The following is a 15,964-nucleotide window of genomic DNA, read 5'->3' on the forward strand; positions in this document are numbered from 1 at the left end:
GAACAGAGTGTTACGACCTGCATCGCAAGGCCGCGCCCCCGGTTCTCCCGGCGGGGCGGCCCTCAGAACGCGTCTTCGGGCAGCTCGGCGCAGGTCATGTCGCGCTGGCGCACCACCTGCAGCCAGGCACCGATCCGGGGCAGCTCGTAGTGGAAGAAATAGCGGGCCGCACCCATCTGCCCGGCATGGGCCGGGGCGGACAGCGCCGCATCCCGCGCCAGCACGACCAGGGCCACGTCCAGCCACATCCAGGCCAGCACGGTGTGGCCGAAGGCCTGCATATAGGGCACGGCATTGGCCAGCGCCTCCTGCGGATTGGCCGTGGCCCAGGCGGCCTTGGTGGCCGCGCCCACATCCTGCAGGGCCTGGGCCAGCTGGTTGGCATAGCCTGCCAGCTGCGGCACCTGCAGCGCACGCTCGATGGTGGCGTTGATGGTAGCCGCCAGCAGCTGCAGGCCGGCGCCGTCCTGCATGCGCACCTTGCGGCCCAGCAGGTCCGCCGCCTGGATGCCGTGCGTGCCCTCGTGGATCATGTTCAGGCGGTTGTCGCGCCAGTACTGCTCCACCGGGAAGTCGCGCGTGTAGCCATAGCCGCCGTGGATCTGGATGGCCAGGCTGTTGGCCTCCAGGCAGAACTCGCTGGGCCAGCTCTTGCAGATCGGCGTCAGCACTTCCAGCAGCAGCTTGGCACGGGCCGCCACCTCGGGCGTGCCGGTGCGCCCGTCGTCCACCAGGCGGGCGCAGTACAGGTTCAGCGCCAGCGCGCCTTCGCCATAGGCCTTCTGGGCCAGAAGCATGCGCTTGACGTCGGTGTGCTCGATGATACGCACCTGCGGACGCGTGGCGTCCTTGCCGGCTTCGCCGACCGGGCGGCCCTGCGGGCGGTTGCGGGCATAGTCCAGGCTGGCGTAGTAGCCCGCCAGGCCCAGCATGGTGGCCGCCATGCCGATGCCGATGCGCGCCTCGTTCATCATGTGGAACATGCACTTCAGGCCTTCGTGCGGCTGACCCACCAGGTAGCCGATGGCGCCCGCGCCCTGCCCGTCCAGCCCGCCGCCGCCGTCCCCGCGCACCGGGTACTTGCCTTCGCCAAAGTTCAGCAGCGTGTTGGTGGTGCCGCGCCAGCCCAGCTTGTGGTTCAGGCCGGCCAGGGCCACATCGTTGCGCTCGCCGGTCAGCTGCCCCTGGGCATCCACCAGCTTCTTGGGCACGATGAACAGCGAGATGCCCTTCACCCCGGGAATCAGCTTGCCGTCCGGCCCCGGGATCTTGGCCAGCACCAGGTGGACAATGTTCTCGGTCAGCTCGTGGTCGCCGGCGCTGATCCACATCTTGTTGCCCTTGAGGCGGTAGCGCGCCCCCAGCGGATCGCTCTCGAAACCGTCCCCGTCCGGCAGCGCGCGGGTGCTGATGTCGCTCAGGCTGGAGCCGGCCTGCGGCTCCGACAGGGCCATGGTGCCGGCCCAGTTGCCCTCCAGCTCATTGACGGCGAACACCTGCTTTTGCAGCGGCGTGCCGTGTACCAGCAGCAGGTTGGCATTGGCGCTGGTCAGCAGGTTGGAGCCCATGCTGACGGACGCGCAGGCAAAGAAACTGTTGGCCGCCGCCTCCACCAGATAGGGCAGCTGCATGCCGCCCCATTCGGCGTCCTTGCCTGCGGCCAGCATGCCGGCCTCGGCATAGGCGCGGCGCGCGTCGTAGGTGCACTGGGGCAGGATCACCTTCTCACCGTCGAAGCGCGGCTCTTCGGTGTCGACCGTGCGGTTGAAGGGCGCGTACTTCTCGCGCGCAATGCGCTCGCAGGTGTCCAGCACGGCGTCAAAGGTTTCGCGGCTGTGGTCGGCGTAGCGGGTGCGGGCCGTCAGGCCCTCGCCCTGCAGCCAGTCGTAGACAAGGAAATCAAGCGTGGATCGCAGCTGGGACATGTTGTGGCAAACCAAAGAGGCTGCTTGCGCCTGCACTTACGCGCCGCCATGCCGTGGCAACAGCCATGGCCCTGGCCATCGGCACAATGGACGCACCGAATGCACCGGACGCACTGCACGCAAGCAGCGGTGATGGAAGTTAAGGGGGATACAGCGCCCGCACCACGGGGGTCGGCACAGGGTTGACAGTAGCGGCAGCGGCGCGGTCTGCATGTCACCTGCGCGGCGCCAGACCGCCTGCCAGTCACCCAGGGGTCAGCGGGATTTCCCGCAGAGGGCGCACCGGCCCCGGGCCGCCTTGCACGGCCCGGGGGGCCGCAGTCCGTGGCGGGCTGCCACAGGCTGCGGGAAAGCCGCATTGGCCGCAGCGGCCCGCGCTTACAGCACTTCGAAGATGCCGGCCGCGCCCATGCCGCCGCCGATGCACATGGTCACGCACACCCGCTTGGCACCACGGCGCTTGCCTTCGATCAGCGCGTGGCCGGTCAGGCGCTGGCCCGACAGACCGTAGGGGTGGCCCACGGCGATGGCGCCGCCGTTCACATTCAGGCGGTCAGCGGGAATGCCCAGCTTGTCGCGGCAGTAGATCACCTGCACGGCAAACGCCTCGTTCAGCTCCCACAGATCGATGTCGTCCATCTTCAGGCCCAGCTTCTTGAGCACCTTGGGAATGGCAAACACCGGGCCGATGCCCATCTCATCGGGCTCGCAGCCGGCCACGGCAAAGCCCAGGAAGCGGCCCAGGGGCTGCAGGCCCTTGCGGGACGCGTAGTCTTCGCTGGTCAGCACGCAGGCGCCGGCACCGTCGGAGAACTGGCTGGCATTGCCGGCCGTGATCAGGCCGCCGGGCAGCGCGCTGCGCAGGCCGCTGATGCCTTCCTTGGTCGTGCCTTCGCGGATGCCTTCGTCCTTGCTCACCGTCACCTGCTTGGTGATCAGGCCCAGGGTCTTGTCGGCCACGCCCATCACCGTGGTGATGGGGGCGATTTCGGCATCGAACAGGCCGGCCGCCTGGGCGGCCACGGCCTTTTGCTGGCTGGCGGCGCCGTACTCGTCCATGGCGTCGCGGCTGATCTGGTAGCGCTGGGCCACCTGCTCGGCCGTCTGCAGCATGTTCCAGTAGATCTCGGGCTTGAGCTTGAGCAGCGCCGGATCCTGGCTCATGTGGCGGTTGGCTTCCAGCTGCACGCAGGAGATGGACTCCAGGCCGCCGGCCACCAGCACGTCGTTTTCGCCGGCGATGATGCGCTGGGCGGCCAGGGCAATGGACTGCAGGCCCGAGGAGCAGAAGCGGTTGATGGTCAGACCGGAGGTGGTGACCGGCAGGCCGGCACGCATGGCGATCAGGCGCGCGACGTTGCCGCCGGTCGTGCCTTCGGGCAGGGAGCTGCCCATGATCACATCTTCCACCTCGGCACCGTCGATGCCGGCGCGCTGCACGGCGTGCTGCACGGCGTGGCCGCCCATCGTGGGGCCATAGGTCATGTTAAAAGCGCCCTTCCAGCTTTTGCACAGCGGGGTACGGGCGGTGGAGACGATCACTGCAGAAGTCATGGATTCATCCTTTTCAGCGGGGGCTGCCGCCAGGCAGGCCGCAGCGCAGGTGCGGCGGCAGGTGGCAAGGCAGCCCGGTCATTCGGTGGGGGGTGGCAGTCTTCAGGAGAAGGACTTGCCTTCGGCGGCCAGGCGGGCCAGCAGCGGCGCGGGCTGCCAGAACTTGCCGTCGTCCAGCGGGTTCTGGGCAAAGCGCTCCATGGCGCGGGCCACATTGCCCAGGCCGATCTCGTTGGCGTAGTGCATGGGGCCACCGCGGTAGATGGGGAAACCATAGCCGGTCAGGTAGACCATGTCGATGTCGCCCGACTTGCCGGCAATGCCGTCTTCCAGGATGTGGGCGCCTTCGTTGACCAGGGCGTAGACCAGGCGCTGTACGATTTCCTCGTCGGAAATCTTGCGCGGCGTGATGCCCAGTTCCTTGCGGTGGTCCTCGATCAGCTTTTCCACCAGGGCCGAGGGAATCGCATCGCGCTTGCCGGCCTGGTAGTCGTACCAGCCCGCGCCGGTCTTCTGGCCGAAGCGGCCCAGCTCGCACAGCTTGTCGGCAGTGCGGCTGTACTTCATGTCGGCGCGCTCGGTGGCGCGGCGCTTGCGGATGGCCCAGCCGATGTCGTTGCCGGCCAGATCGCCCATGCGGAACGGGCCCATGGCAAAGCCGAACTTCTCGACCGCCTTGTCCACCTGCTGGGGCGTGGCGCCTTCGTCCAGCAGGAAACCGGCCTGGCGGCTGTACTGCTCGATCATGCGGTTGCCGATGAAGCCATCGCACACCCCGGAGACCACCGCCGTCTTCTTGATCTTCTTGGCCAGCTTCATCACCGTGGCCAGCACGTCCTTGGCCGTGGCCTTGCCGCGCACCACTTCCAGCAGCTTCATCACATTGGCGGGGCTGAAGAAGTGCATGCCCACCACATCCTGCGGGCGCTTGGTGAAGCCGGCGATCTTGTCCACGTCCAGCGTGGAGGTGTTGGACGCCAGGATGGCGCCGGGCTTGGCAACAGCGTCCAGCTGGGTGAACACCGCTTCCTTGACGCCCAGCTCCTCGAACACCGCCTCGATGATCAGGTCGCAGTCCTTCAGGTCGTCATAGGCCAGCGTGGTGGTCAGCAGAGCCATGCGCTGGGCGTACTTGTCTTCCTTGAGCTTGCCCTTATTGACCTGGGCTTCGTAGTTCTTCCTGATCGTGGCCACGCCACGGTCCAGCGCTTCCTGCTTGGTTTCCAGAATGGTCACCGGAATGCCGGCATTCAGGAAATTCATGCTGATGCCGCCGCCCATGGTGCCGGCGCCAATCACGCCCACCTTCTGCACGTTGCGCACCGGCGTGTCGGAAGGCACATCGGCAATCTTGGAAGCGGCGCGCTCGGCCATGAACAGGTGGCGCAGCGCACGGGACTCGGGGGTCCACATCAGGTTCACGAACAGCTCGCGCTCGAACAGCAGGCCGTCGGCAATCTTGCGCTTGGTGGCCGCTTCCACCGCGTCCACGCACTTGAGCGGCGCGGGGTAGTTCTTGGACATGCCGCCCACCATGTTGCGGGCAAAGCCGAAATAGGCATCGCCCAGCGGGTGCTTGCAGGGCAGATTGCGCACCAGGGGCAGCGGCTCGCTGCTGGCGGCATGGCGCTCGCCCACGTCCTGGGCCAGGGCCAGGGCCTCGGCTGCCAGGCTTTCGGCCGACGCGGACAGCTTGTCGAACAGCTTCTGGCCGGGGGCCATGGCCAGCATCTCGCTCTTGACGGTCTCCCCGCTGACGATCATGTTCAGCGCCGCCTCCACGCCCAGGGCGCGGGGCAGGCGCTGCGTGCCGCCGGCACCGGGCAGCAGGCCCAGCTTGACTTCGGGCAGCGCAATGCTGGTACCGGGGGCCACGATGCGGTAGTGGCAGCCCAGGGCCAGCTCCAGGCCACCGCCCATGCAGACGGTGTGGATGGCGGCCACCACGGGCTTGGTGGACTGCTCCACGGCGGCGATCACGCTGTGCAGATTGGGCTCCTGCATCGCGCTTTCCTTGCCGAACTCCTTGATGTCCGCACCGCCGGAGAAGGCTGCGCCCGCACCGGTGATGATGATGGCCTGCACCGCGGCGTCGCCCTGGGCCTGCTTGACGCCCTCCACCACCGCACGGCGGGTGGCCAGACCCAGCCCGTTGACGGGCGGGTTGTTGAGCGTGATCACGGCCACTGCACCGTGGACCTTGTATTCAGCCGTCATGCCTGTGTCTCCTGTTTTGGAATGAAATAAAACGGTCGTTCGTTTTCCATTCTAGGAAGATGCAGGCGACAAAACCATGGCGGTCTGCCCCAGGTTTGACGCACATGGGACAGCATGCCGGCCCCGGCTTGACGCGCGTCATGCTGCCATGCAGCACGCACGCGCTGTCACGGGCACCGACCCCGTGCAAACCCTGATCCCGGCGGGACGGATCAGCGGCGGCGTTCCTGTGCCACCAGCCGCGCCATCAGTTCCCAGGCGGGTGCATGCTGGGCCAGCGGCACCGACAGGCGCAGCATGCTGCCGGGCACCTGGCGCGGCGAAAACAGCACGCCCGGTGCCATCAGCAGCCCCTGCTCGGCCGCCCGCCGGGCCAGCAGCTCGGAATCCATGCCGCAGTCGGCCCAGACGAACATGCCCGCCTGCGGCTCCTGCGGCACCTGCCAGCCCAGCGCCTCCACCCGGCGCAGGCACTGGGCGCGCGCCTTGTCCACCCGGGCGCGCAGGCGCTCCACATGGCGGCGGTACTGGCCTTCGCTGAGGATACGGTGCACCACCATCTCGCCCAGCTGCGGGGTGGTCAGGCCCGCCAGCAGCTTCAGGTCCACCAGTTGCTGCAGCCGGTCCGCATGGGCCGCGATATAGCCCACACGCAGGCTGCCCGCCAGCGTCTTGGCATAGCCACCCACCAGCAGCACGCGCTGCAGCCGGTCCAGCGCGGCCAGGCGCACCGGCTGGCCGGGGTGGAAGTCGGCATAGGTATCGTCCTCCACCAGCTGGAAGTCGTGCTCCTCCGCCACCTTCAGCAGCGCATGGGCCACGCCGGCCGACAGCGTCTGCCCCGTGGGGTTGTGCACCGCCGTGTTCAGGATGAACAGGCGCGGCTTGTGCTGGGCGGCCAGCGCCTGCAGCGCCGCAATGTCCGGCCCGCCCGGGCCGCGCGGCACGCCCACCACCTGGGCGCCCACGGCCTGCAGGCGGCCGAAGATATGGAACCAGGCCGGATCCTCCACCAGCACCACATCGCCGGGCCGCACCATCAGGCGCACGATCAGATCCAGCCCCTGGGTCACGCCAGCCACCATCACCAGGTTGTGCTCCGGGTGCACCGGCACGTCCTGGGCCTGCAGATAGGCCGCAATCTGCTGGCGCAGCGGCCCGTAGCCCTGCGGCAGGCCGTAGCCCGACAGGCTGATGCCGGCCGAACGCCCCACGCTGCGGATGGCGGCGGTCAGCATCTCCGGCTCCAGCCACTGCGGCGGCAGCAGGCCGACGCTGCCCGTGGCCTCGGGCACCGCACCCTGCTGGAACATATTGCGCAGCAGGTAGGGCGTGTCGATGGGCTGGTCCGCCGCCACGCGCATGGCCGCCTCCAGCGGCTGCTGCGGCGCGCCCAGATTGCGCAGCGCACTCACAAAGAAGCCAGCGCCGCGCCGGGAATGCACCAGGCCCAGCGCCGCCAGCCGGTCATAGGCCTGAACCACGGTGTCCCGGCTCACGCCGCTGTCCTGCGCCAGCTGGCGCACCGACGGCAGGCGCATGCCGGCGCGCAGGCCGTGGCTGCGCACCAGGCCCTCCACATGGGTCACCAGCTGCTCCACCAGGGGCACGCCGCTGCCGCGCAAGGGCTGCCAGTGCCAGGCGCCGCCGGCCTGGCGGCGCGCCGGCAGCTCCGCGTCGGCGGGGAGGCTGGAATCGGGTGCAGGCAGAAGTGTCATGGCAAAAGCAGCAGGCCAGTGTGTGAAGTGAACCGGCAAAGTGTACTGCTACTGTACCGCCAGCAGGCCGGACAATGTCCCCAGGCCACTGCCTTACTGCGGACACACCATGGACACCCTGACCCCGACGCTGACCCTGACCACCCTGCTGCCGCTGGCGATGTTCGCCATCGTCAGCTCCATCACCCCCGGCCCCAACAATGTGATGCTGACCGCATCGGGCGCCACCTTCGGCTACCGCCGCACCCTGCCCCACATGCTGGGCATCAGCGCGGGCGGCGCCCTGATGCTGCTGCTGGTGGGCGCCGGCCTGGGCACCGCCTTCAGCACCTGGCCGCTGCTCTACACCCTGCTGCAGATCGCGGGCGGCATCTACCTGCTGTGGCTGGCCTGGAAGATCAGCCAGGCGGGCGGCATCCAGGAAGGCCGGACCCACGGCAAACCCTTCTCGTTCTGGCAGGCTGCCGCCTTCCAGTGGGTCAACCCCAAGGCCTGGATCATGACCGTGGGCATCGTCGCGGCCTACACCCCGCGCGAGAGCTTTGTGGCCAACCTGCTGCTGGCCACCCTGGTGCTGGCGATGGTGAACTTCCCCTGCATCAGCGTCTGGACCCTGTTCGGCAGCGCCGTGGGCCGGGCACTGCGCACGCCGCAGGCGCTGCGCTGGTTCAACCGCAGCATGGCCTTTTTGCTGCTGCTGTCGCTCTACCCCATTGCCCGGGAACTGTTCGCCCACGGCGCCTGAGCGGGAGCGGAACCGGAGGCACCGCCCCCGCACCCCAGTCCCTGGCCTCAGTCCCAGCGCGTGCGCCACACGGCCCAGGCCGTGCCCAGGCCATAGACCACCATGCCGGCGGTGACCACCAGGAACAGCGACTGCGCCGTCACGCCGGCCTGCTGGCTCAGCCACAGGCCCAGCCCGGCCACCACCACCAGCCGCGCCGTGCCCGCCAGCACCGGCCCCCAGATGCGGCCCGAGCCCAGCGCCGCGAAATACAGCGCCAGCCCCATGCCAAAGAAGGCAAAGCCCGGCCCGGCCATGCGCAGGTACAGGTCGGCATGGTGCAGCACCTGGGCGTCGGTGGTGAAGATGCGCGACCACAGCTGCGGCCACAGCACCACCAGGGCGCCAATGCCGGTCAGCGCCACCGCCGCCACCCAGCCCGCCGCCCAGGCCACGCGCCGTGCGCGCTGCACCTGGCCGGCCCCCATGGCCATGCCCACCATGGGCACCGAAGCCACGCCCACGCCAAAGGCAATGGGAATCAGCAAAAACTCCAGCCGCTGGCCGATACCGTAGCCCGCCAGCGCCTGCGGCCCCAGCCGCGCCACCAGGCCGGTCATGATCAACGCGGTCAGCACCGACTGCACCGGCGACAGGCAGGCCAGCGCCCCCACCCGCAGAATGTCCCTGAACATCGGCCAGGACAGCTGCACCCCGCGCCAGGGGATGCGCACCCGGGTCTGGCCCCACTGCAGATAGGCCAGCAGCACCAGCACCCCGCAGGCCATGGCCACGATATTGCCCACGGCCACCCCGGTCATGCCCCAGCGCGGAAACGGCCCCAGGCCCAGGCCCAGCGCACCGCCCACCGCAATCTGCAGCACCGCCACGGCAAACACCACCGAGGACGGCACGCGCATATTGCCGGTGCCACGCACCACCGAAGCCAGCGTGTTGCACAACCACACCAGCATGGCGCCACTGAACAGCACCTGGCCGTAGCCGCTGGCGGTGTGCAGCACCTCGCCCTGCCCGCCCAGCCAGCCAAAGAACACCGGGCCGCACAGCACGAACAGCAGCGCATAGGCCAGGCCCACCCCGGCACCGATGGCAATCGCATGCAGTGCCAGGGTGCCCGCCTTGTTGCGGTCGCCCGCCCCCAGCGCCCGGCTGATGGCCGAGGACACGCCCCCGCCCATGGCGCCGTTGCTCATCATCTGCGTGAGCATGGCGAACGGGAACACCAGGGCCATGGCCGCCAGCGGCACCGTGCCCAGCTGGCCCACGTAATAGGTTTCGGCCACCCCCACCAGCACCGACATCACCAGCGCCAGCACATTCGGCACCGACAGCCGCAGTAAGGTGGGCAGGATGGGGCCGGTGAGCAGCGGCGAGCCGCCCGCCATTGCGGCCGTGGCCGGCTGCACAGCGGGGCCGGCCGCAGCGGTCACGGTCGCAGTCTCGTTCGTTGTCGCTGTCGCGGTCGTTGCCGCCACCGGCATCGCGGCACGGGCCACCGGCGGGTTCATGGTGCCTCCTGCGCGGCGTCAGCAGCGGCCGGCGTACCGACCACGGGCGTTGCCGCCTGCAGCTGCCCCAGCATGTGGTCCACCACCTGCTCCAGCTGGGCAATAGTGTCTTCGCCGCACAGTGCCCGCACCTGCTGCTGGGCCTGGCGCCAGTACTGTGCGCCAAGGCGGTGGGCCTGTTCGCCGGCCTCCGTCACCCGCACGCAGCGGCTGCGGGCGTCGACCCCGGCCACCACCTCGATCAGCCCCTGCGCCTGCAGCGTCTGCAGATTGCGGGTCAGCGTGGTGCGGTCGGTGTTCAGCAGCTCCGCCAGGCGGGACACCGTGAGCGGGCCGTCCTTGGCACGGCGCGCCTGCCCCAGCAGATTGAACTGGGTGCCACGCAGGCCGCTGGGGGCCAGCATGTCGTCGTAGAACTGCGAAATCTTGCGCGACAGGCTGCGCGCCATGAAGCTGGTGCAGCGGGCCGGGCTGGCCGTGGGGGCCGACGATGGTGCCGGCGTGGCAGCGAGGGGGGAAGCGGACGACGGGGGCGGCATGGGGTTCTCCGGCTGCAGCGCCACCGGCCCGGGCCGGTCTATGCGTGCAGCTACACGTATTCAATCAGTGTAGATGCACGTATTGCAGCGCGCTGTCCGGTGCGGGACGCCCCGGGCAGCGGCACAGGAACCGCTGCCGCGCAGAGCGTGCGCGCCGGCCGTGCCCACAGACCCCGGCCTCACACCTCCAGCCACTCCTTGCGCACACGCTCGTTGCGCAGCAGATCGGCCGGCGTGCCGTCGTAGACGATGGCGCCATGGCCCATCACCAGCGCCCGGTCCGAAATCTTCATGGCAATGGTCAGCTTCTGCTCGATCAGCAACACCGACACCCCGCGCTCGCGCAGCCGGCCCAGGTATTCGCCCACCAGCTCCACGATCTTGGGCGCCAGGCCCTCGGTGGGCTCGTCGATGATGATCAGGTCCGGGTCGCCCATCAGCGTGCGGCACAGGGTCAGCATCTGCTGCTCGCCGCCCGACATCACGCCGGCCTCGGTGTGCTGGCGCTCCTTCAGGCGCGGGAACATGGCGTACATGTCGTCAAAGCTCCAGCGGCTGCCTTTGCCCTTGCCTTTCTGGCCCAGCAGCAGGTTCTGGTGCACCGTCAGATTGGGGAACACATCGCGGCTTTCCGGCACATAGCCCAGGCCCAGGTGGGCGATCTCAAAGGTCTTGCGCCCGGTCAGCGCCTGGTCCTTCCAGCGGATGTCGCCCTCCCAGTCCACCAGGCCCATGATGGCCTTGGCCGTGGTGCTGCGGCCCGATCCGTTGCGTCCCAGCAGGGCCACGATCTCGCCCGGCGCCACCTGCAGGCTCACGCCGTGCAGCACATGGCTTTTGCCGTAATAGGCGTGCAGTTGGTCAATCTTCAGCATCCCGCTCCCTCTCAATGCGCGCCGGCCTGGGCATCGGCCACGCTGGAGCCCAGATAGGCTTCCTGCACCCGCGGATCGGCCCGCACCCGCTCGGGCGTGTCGAAGGCAATCACCTCGCCATAGACCACCACGGCGATCTTGTCCGCCAGGCCGAACACCACGCCCATGTCATGCTCCACCGTCAGCAGGGTGCGGCCCTCGGTCACCTCGCGGATCAGCTGGATGAAGCGGCCGGTCTCGCTGTTGCTCATGCCGGCCGTGGGCTCGTCCAGCAGGATCACGCTGGCCCCGCCGGCAATGGTGATGCCAATCTCCAGCGCCCGCTGCTCGGCATAGGTCAGGTTCACGGCCAGCGTGTCGCGCCGGCGCTCCAGCCGGATCTGGGCCAGCAGCTGCTCGGCCCGTGCGTTCACATCGTCCATGCGCGACAGAAAGCGCAGAAAGCTGTAGCGGTAGCCCATGCTCCACAGCACGCTGCAGCGCAGGTTCTCGAACACGCTGAGCTTGGGGAAGATGTTGGTGATCTGGAAGCTGCGCGACAGCCCGGCGCGGTTGATCTCGAACGGCTGCTTGCCGTCGATGCGCTGGCCGTGCAGGTAGATCTCGCCGCTGCTGGGCGCAAAGCGCCCGCTGATCAGGTTGAACAAGGTGCTCTTGCCGGCACCGTTGGGGCCGATCACGGCCACGCGCTCGCCCGGGCGCACCGCCAGGTCGGCGCCGCAGATGATCTCGGCCTTGCCGAAGCTCTTGCGCACCGCGCGCAGCTCCAGTGCGTAGTGGGATGCCTGCTCGCTCATGCGCCCTCTCCCCGCTGGATGCGGTGTTCAATCTCTTCCTGGATCTGCCCCCAGTCCTGCACGAACTGGCGGCGCACCAGCTCGAACAGCGCCAGCCCGGTCAGCAGCACCGCCCCCGCGCCCAGCCAGCTTGAGGCGCTGCGCACATCCAGCGTCATGCCCAGAAAGCGCAGCGTGTCGCCCAGCGCGGCATTGAGTTGCAGGTGGTAGATCATCTCGATCATCGCCGCCGCGCCCAGCAGCGCCGCCAGCGCCGTGCCGCCCAGCGCCAGGTAGGCGGCAACAATGCGCCCCAGCTTGCCGTACTTGGCCAGGCGCAGGTTCATCATGATCAGGCTGGCAATGCCGCCCGGGGCATACATCACCATGAACAGGAAGATCAGGCCCAGGTACAGCATCCAGGCCTTGGTCAGCTCGGACAGCAGCACCATGGCCAGCACCATCAGCACCGCGCCGATGATGGGGCCGAAGAAGAAGGTGGCACCGCCCAGGAAGGTGAACAGCAGGTAGGAGCCCGAGCGCAGCACGCTGACGCTGTCGGCCGCGGTCACGATCTCGAAATTGATCGCCGCCAGCCCGCCGCCCACGCCGGCAAAGAAGCCGGCAATCACAAAGCCCATGTAGCGCACGCGCTGGGTGTTGAAGCCCACAAAGGCCACGCGCTCCGGGTTGTCGCGCACGGCGTTGAGCATGCGGCCCAGCGGCGTGCCGGTGAAGGCGAACATCGCGGCCGTGCAGATAAAGCAGTAGACCGCAATCAGGTAGTACACCTCGATGGCCGGGCCGAAGGTGATGCCCAGCAGCGGCTGGCCGTAGACCCGGTCGGTGGTGATGCCGCCCTCCCCGCCGAAGAAGCCGGGGAACATCAGCGCCATGGCCGCCACCAGCTCGCCCACCCCCAGGGTGATCATGGCAAAGGTGGTGCCGGACTTCTTGGTGGTCACCCAGCCCAGCAGCGCGGCAAAGAACATGCCGGCCAGGCCGCCAACCACCGGAATCAGCACCAGCGGCACCGGCAGGCTGCCGCCGCTGGCCAGGTTCATGGCGTGGATGGCAATGAACGAGCCCAGCCCGGTATAGACCGCATGGCCGAAGCTCAGCATGCCGCCCTGCCCCAGCAGGATGTTGTAGGACAGGCAGATGATGATGGCATACCCCATCTGGCTGAGCATGGTCAGCGCCAGGCTGCTGGTGAACACATGGGGGGCGACGATCAGCAGCAGCGCAAACACCGTCCACACCACCATGCGGCCGATGTTCAGCGGGCGAAAGCGGTACACCGCGCCCTTGCCCGGAGCGGCGGCCGCCGCTGGGACCGGCGCCTGTACGGGCGCAGATTTCGGGCCGCGCGCCGTGTCTGCCACAGGCACGACTTCGTTCACGGCAGGGGAAGAAGCTTGAATGGACATGGCTTCAATCCTCCCGCGTACCCAGCAGGCCCTTGGGGCGGAAGATCAGCATCAGCACCAGGAACAGATAAGGCAGTATCGGCGCCACCTGCGCCACCGTCAGGCTGAGCACCGGCCAGCCGAAGGTCTCGGGCGTCGCCTTCAGGCCCAGCTGGGCCAGCACATCGGCCCAGGAAAAATCGATCGCCACGGCAAAGGTCTGCACGATGCCGATCAGCAGCGAGGCCAGAAACGCCCCGGCCAGCGAACCCAGGCCGCCGACCACCACCACCACAAAGATGATGGAGCCCACCGACATGGCCATGGCCGGCTCGGTGATGTAGGTGTTGCCGCCGATCACGCCCGCCAGCCCGGCCAGCGCGCAGCCGCCGCCAAACACCAGCATGAACACGCGCGGCACGTTGTGGCCCAGGGCCTCCACCATGTGCGGCTGCTTCAGCGCCGCCTGAATCACCAGCCCGATGCGAGTGCGCGTCAGCAGCAACCACACCGCCACCAGCATGCACACCGCCACCAGCATCACGAACGAGCGCGACTTGGGGAACTGCGTGCCGTACAGCGTGAACAGCGGCCCCTGCAGCTGCGGCGGCAGACCGTAGGGCACGGTGCCGCGCCCCCAGACCAGCTGCACCACTTCCAGAATCAGATACGACAGGCCGAAGGTGATCAGCAGCTCCGGCACATGGCCGAACTGGTGCACCCGGCGCAGACACAGCCGCTCGAACAGCGCCCCCAGGGCACCCACCAGCAGCGGTGCAATGAAAAGCGCCGGCCAGAAGCCGATTGCGCCCGAGAGGGTGTACGCAAAGTACGCGCCCAGCATGTAGAAGCTGGTGTGCGCGAAGTTGAGCACCCCCATCATGCTGAAGATCAGCGTCAGGCCCGAACTGAGCATGAACAGCAGCAGCCCGTAGCTCACGCCGTTCAGCAGGGAGATGGTGAAGAATTCCAGACTCATGGACGATCGGCCCGCGCACGCTTGACACTGACCGGCCCCGCAGGCCGGCCCCCTGTGCAGCACTGCAGCGCCTGGCGGCGCGCAGCCCTGCCCCTCTCATACCGCCCGCACGGCCTGCCCAGCCCGCCCCTTGCCAGGGGCAGCCGGGCTGCGGCGCACCGCGCGCCGCAGGGGCCGTGTGGACCGTGCAGCCCCACTCAGCTGGGCCGCTTCATCTGGCAGGACGTAGGCGTGCTGGCCACATAGGGTTCGAAATATTTCACCGGCACAAAGGTGTAACCGGTGTTTTCCGAGTCTATCGGGTATTTGCCCCCGGCTTTTTCCCAGCGGCTGATGTACAGGCCCTGCTGCAGCTGGTGGTCGGTCTTGCGCATCTCCACCTCCCCGTTGAAGCTCTTGAACTTCATGCCCTCCATCACGGCTGCCACCTTCACCGGGTCGGTGCTCTTGGCCCGGGCCATGGCTTCGCTGAGCATGGCAAAGCCGTGGTAGACCGAGGCGGTGTACATATCGTCATTGAACTTGGCCTTGAAGTCCTTGACGATCTTGTTGATCGGGCCTTCGGCGTTCAGATGGCTATAGCCCACCATATAGACCTTGCCGGCCGCCGCCGCTCCCATGGCCGTGGGCGCGCCGGTGGCAATGCCGTAGTAGGTGTAGAACTTGACGTTGTTCAGGCCGGCATCGTTGGCGGCCTTGACCAGCAGCGCCAGGTCCGAGCCCCAGTTGCCGGTGATCACGCTGTCGGCACCCGACTGCTTGATCTTGGCGATGTAGGGAGAGAAATCGCGCACCTGGGCCAGCGGCGCCATGTCGTCGCCGACGATTTCCACGTCCGGGCGCTTGCGCTTGAGCATCTCCTTGGCGTACTTGCTGACCTGGTGGCCGTGGGCGTAGTTCTGGTTGATCAGGTAGACCTTCTTCACCTCGGGAAGGTCCTTCATGTAGGTGGTCAGCGCCTCCATCTTCATGGACGTGTCGGCATCCAGGCGGAAATGCCAGTAGCTGCACTTGCTGTTGGTCAGGTCCGGGTCCACGGCCGCATAGTTCAGGTAGACCACTTCCTTGCCCTTGTTGCGGGCGTTGTGCTTGTCCAGCGCATCCATGATGGCCAGCGCCGGGCCGGAGCCGTTGCCCTGCACCACATAGCGCACGCCCTGGTCCATGGCCGAGCGCAGCGCGCTGGTGGTTTCCTGCGGGCTGAGCTTGTTGTCGATGGGGACGATCTCGAACTTCACCCCGGCCGGATTGTTCTTGCTGAATTCCTCGGCCATGAACTGCCAGCTCTTCATCTGGTTGGTGCCCAGCGCCGCCATCAGGCCGGACAGCGGGTCCAGCCAGGCGATCTTCACCGTCTCGCCCTTCTGGGCGTGGGCGGGCAGACTCAGACTGGCCGTGAGGGCGGCCAGGGTCAGCGTGGCAAACGTGGTCTTCAGCGCGAACTGCATGCAGGACTCCTGTGAGGGCTACGTGGATCGGCCGGTATGTCAGCCGATGGCTTGCGCAAGCGTAGCCGGGCCGCACGGTCGTTCGCCCTGGGACTTGTACGGCAGGGATTGCCCCGGGGCCCGCAGGCCCGGCCCGCCACGCAGCAAAACGCCCGGCGCGCATGCACCCCGGGCCTGCGGGGATATCCCCCGAAACCCATGGTACATGCGCACCAGGCGCTCTGTTTGGTGTAGCTGCAGCCGCGCCGCCGGTCTGCCCCGGACGGTGCGC

The 15,964-nt window shown here is 68.0% G+C and carries 12 protein-coding genes; 1 reads left to right on the forward strand and 11 read right to left on the reverse strand.

Annotated elements, in window-relative coordinates; translation table 11 throughout:
* Positions 1–62: 62 nt before the first annotated feature.
* The 4 genes from CT3_RS11885 to CT3_RS11900 form a co-directional block, all read right to left on the reverse strand.
* Entirely contained in the window at positions 63–1,925 is a 1,863-nt protein-coding gene (locus CT3_RS11885) for an acyl-CoA dehydrogenase family protein (RefSeq protein WP_066532730.1), read from the reverse strand.
* Between the two features lie 378 nt (positions 1,926–2,303).
* Entirely contained in the window at positions 2,304–3,479 is a 1,176-nt protein-coding gene (locus CT3_RS11890; RefSeq protein ID WP_066532734.1) for an acetyl-CoA C-acyltransferase, read from the reverse strand.
* 102 nt (positions 3,480–3,581) lie between these two features.
* Positions 3,582–5,696, reverse strand: coding sequence for a 3-hydroxyacyl-CoA dehydrogenase NAD-binding domain-containing protein (locus CT3_RS11895; RefSeq protein ID WP_066532736.1), 2,115 nt, complete (start codon positions 5,694–5,696; stop codon positions 3,582–3,584).
* A gap of 212 nt (positions 5,697–5,908) precedes the next feature.
* On the reverse strand, positions 5,909–7,414 hold the full coding sequence (locus CT3_RS11900) for an aminotransferase-like domain-containing protein (RefSeq protein WP_083520202.1): 1,506 nt from the start codon (positions 7,412–7,414) through the stop codon (positions 5,909–5,911).
* 109 nt (positions 7,415–7,523) lie between these two features.
* Between CT3_RS11900 and CT3_RS11905 the strand changes: the two genes are divergently transcribed.
* Positions 7,524–8,159 carry a LysE family translocator gene (locus CT3_RS11905; RefSeq protein ID WP_066532742.1) on the forward strand — a complete coding sequence of 212 codons (636 nt, stop codon included), beginning with the start codon at positions 7,524–7,526 and terminating at the stop codon, positions 8,157–8,159.
* 47 nt (positions 8,160–8,206) lie between these two features.
* Here the strand turns inward: CT3_RS11905 and CT3_RS11910 are convergent, their stop codons facing one another.
* The 7 genes from CT3_RS11910 to CT3_RS11940 form a co-directional block, all read right to left on the reverse strand.
* A complete protein-coding gene (locus CT3_RS11910; RefSeq protein WP_227657889.1) occupies positions 8,207–9,667 on the reverse strand; it encodes an MATE family efflux transporter in 1,461 nt (486 codons plus the stop codon).
* Positions 9,664–10,206, reverse strand: a complete 543-nt coding sequence (locus tag CT3_RS11915) for a MarR family winged helix-turn-helix transcriptional regulator (RefSeq protein ID WP_066533334.1) — start codon at positions 10,204–10,206, stop codon at positions 9,664–9,666. Before CT3_RS11915 ends, CT3_RS11910 begins: the two co-directional genes overlap by 4 nt.
* A 179-nt stretch (positions 10,207–10,385) precedes the next feature.
* Complete coding sequence (locus tag CT3_RS11920; protein WP_066532752.1) at positions 10,386–11,081, reverse strand: ABC transporter ATP-binding protein; 696 nt, start codon at positions 11,079–11,081, stop codon at positions 10,386–10,388.
* A gap of 11 nt (positions 11,082–11,092) precedes the next feature.
* Entirely contained in the window at positions 11,093–11,878 is a 786-nt protein-coding gene (locus CT3_RS11925; protein WP_066532753.1) for an ABC transporter ATP-binding protein, read from the reverse strand.
* Complete coding sequence (locus CT3_RS11930) at positions 11,875–13,125, reverse strand: branched-chain amino acid ABC transporter permease (protein ID WP_227657935.1); 1,251 nt, start codon at positions 13,123–13,125, stop codon at positions 11,875–11,877. The genes CT3_RS11925 and CT3_RS11930 overlap by 4 nt, the downstream gene beginning before the upstream one ends.
* Before the next feature lie 166 nt (positions 13,126–13,291).
* Positions 13,292–14,245, reverse strand: coding sequence for a branched-chain amino acid ABC transporter permease (locus CT3_RS11935; protein ID WP_066532757.1), 954 nt, complete (start codon positions 14,243–14,245; stop codon positions 13,292–13,294).
* A gap of 197 nt (positions 14,246–14,442) precedes the next feature.
* Entirely contained in the window at positions 14,443–15,693 is a 1,251-nt protein-coding gene (locus CT3_RS11940; RefSeq protein WP_066532759.1) for a branched-chain amino acid ABC transporter substrate-binding protein, read from the reverse strand.
* Positions 15,694–15,964 lie beyond the last annotated feature (271 nt).

Origin of the sequence: Comamonas terrigena NBRC 13299 (assembly GCF_006740045.1) — a bacterium.
Lineage (GTDB): Bacteria > Pseudomonadota > Gammaproteobacteria > Burkholderiales > Burkholderiaceae_C > Comamonas > Comamonas terrigena.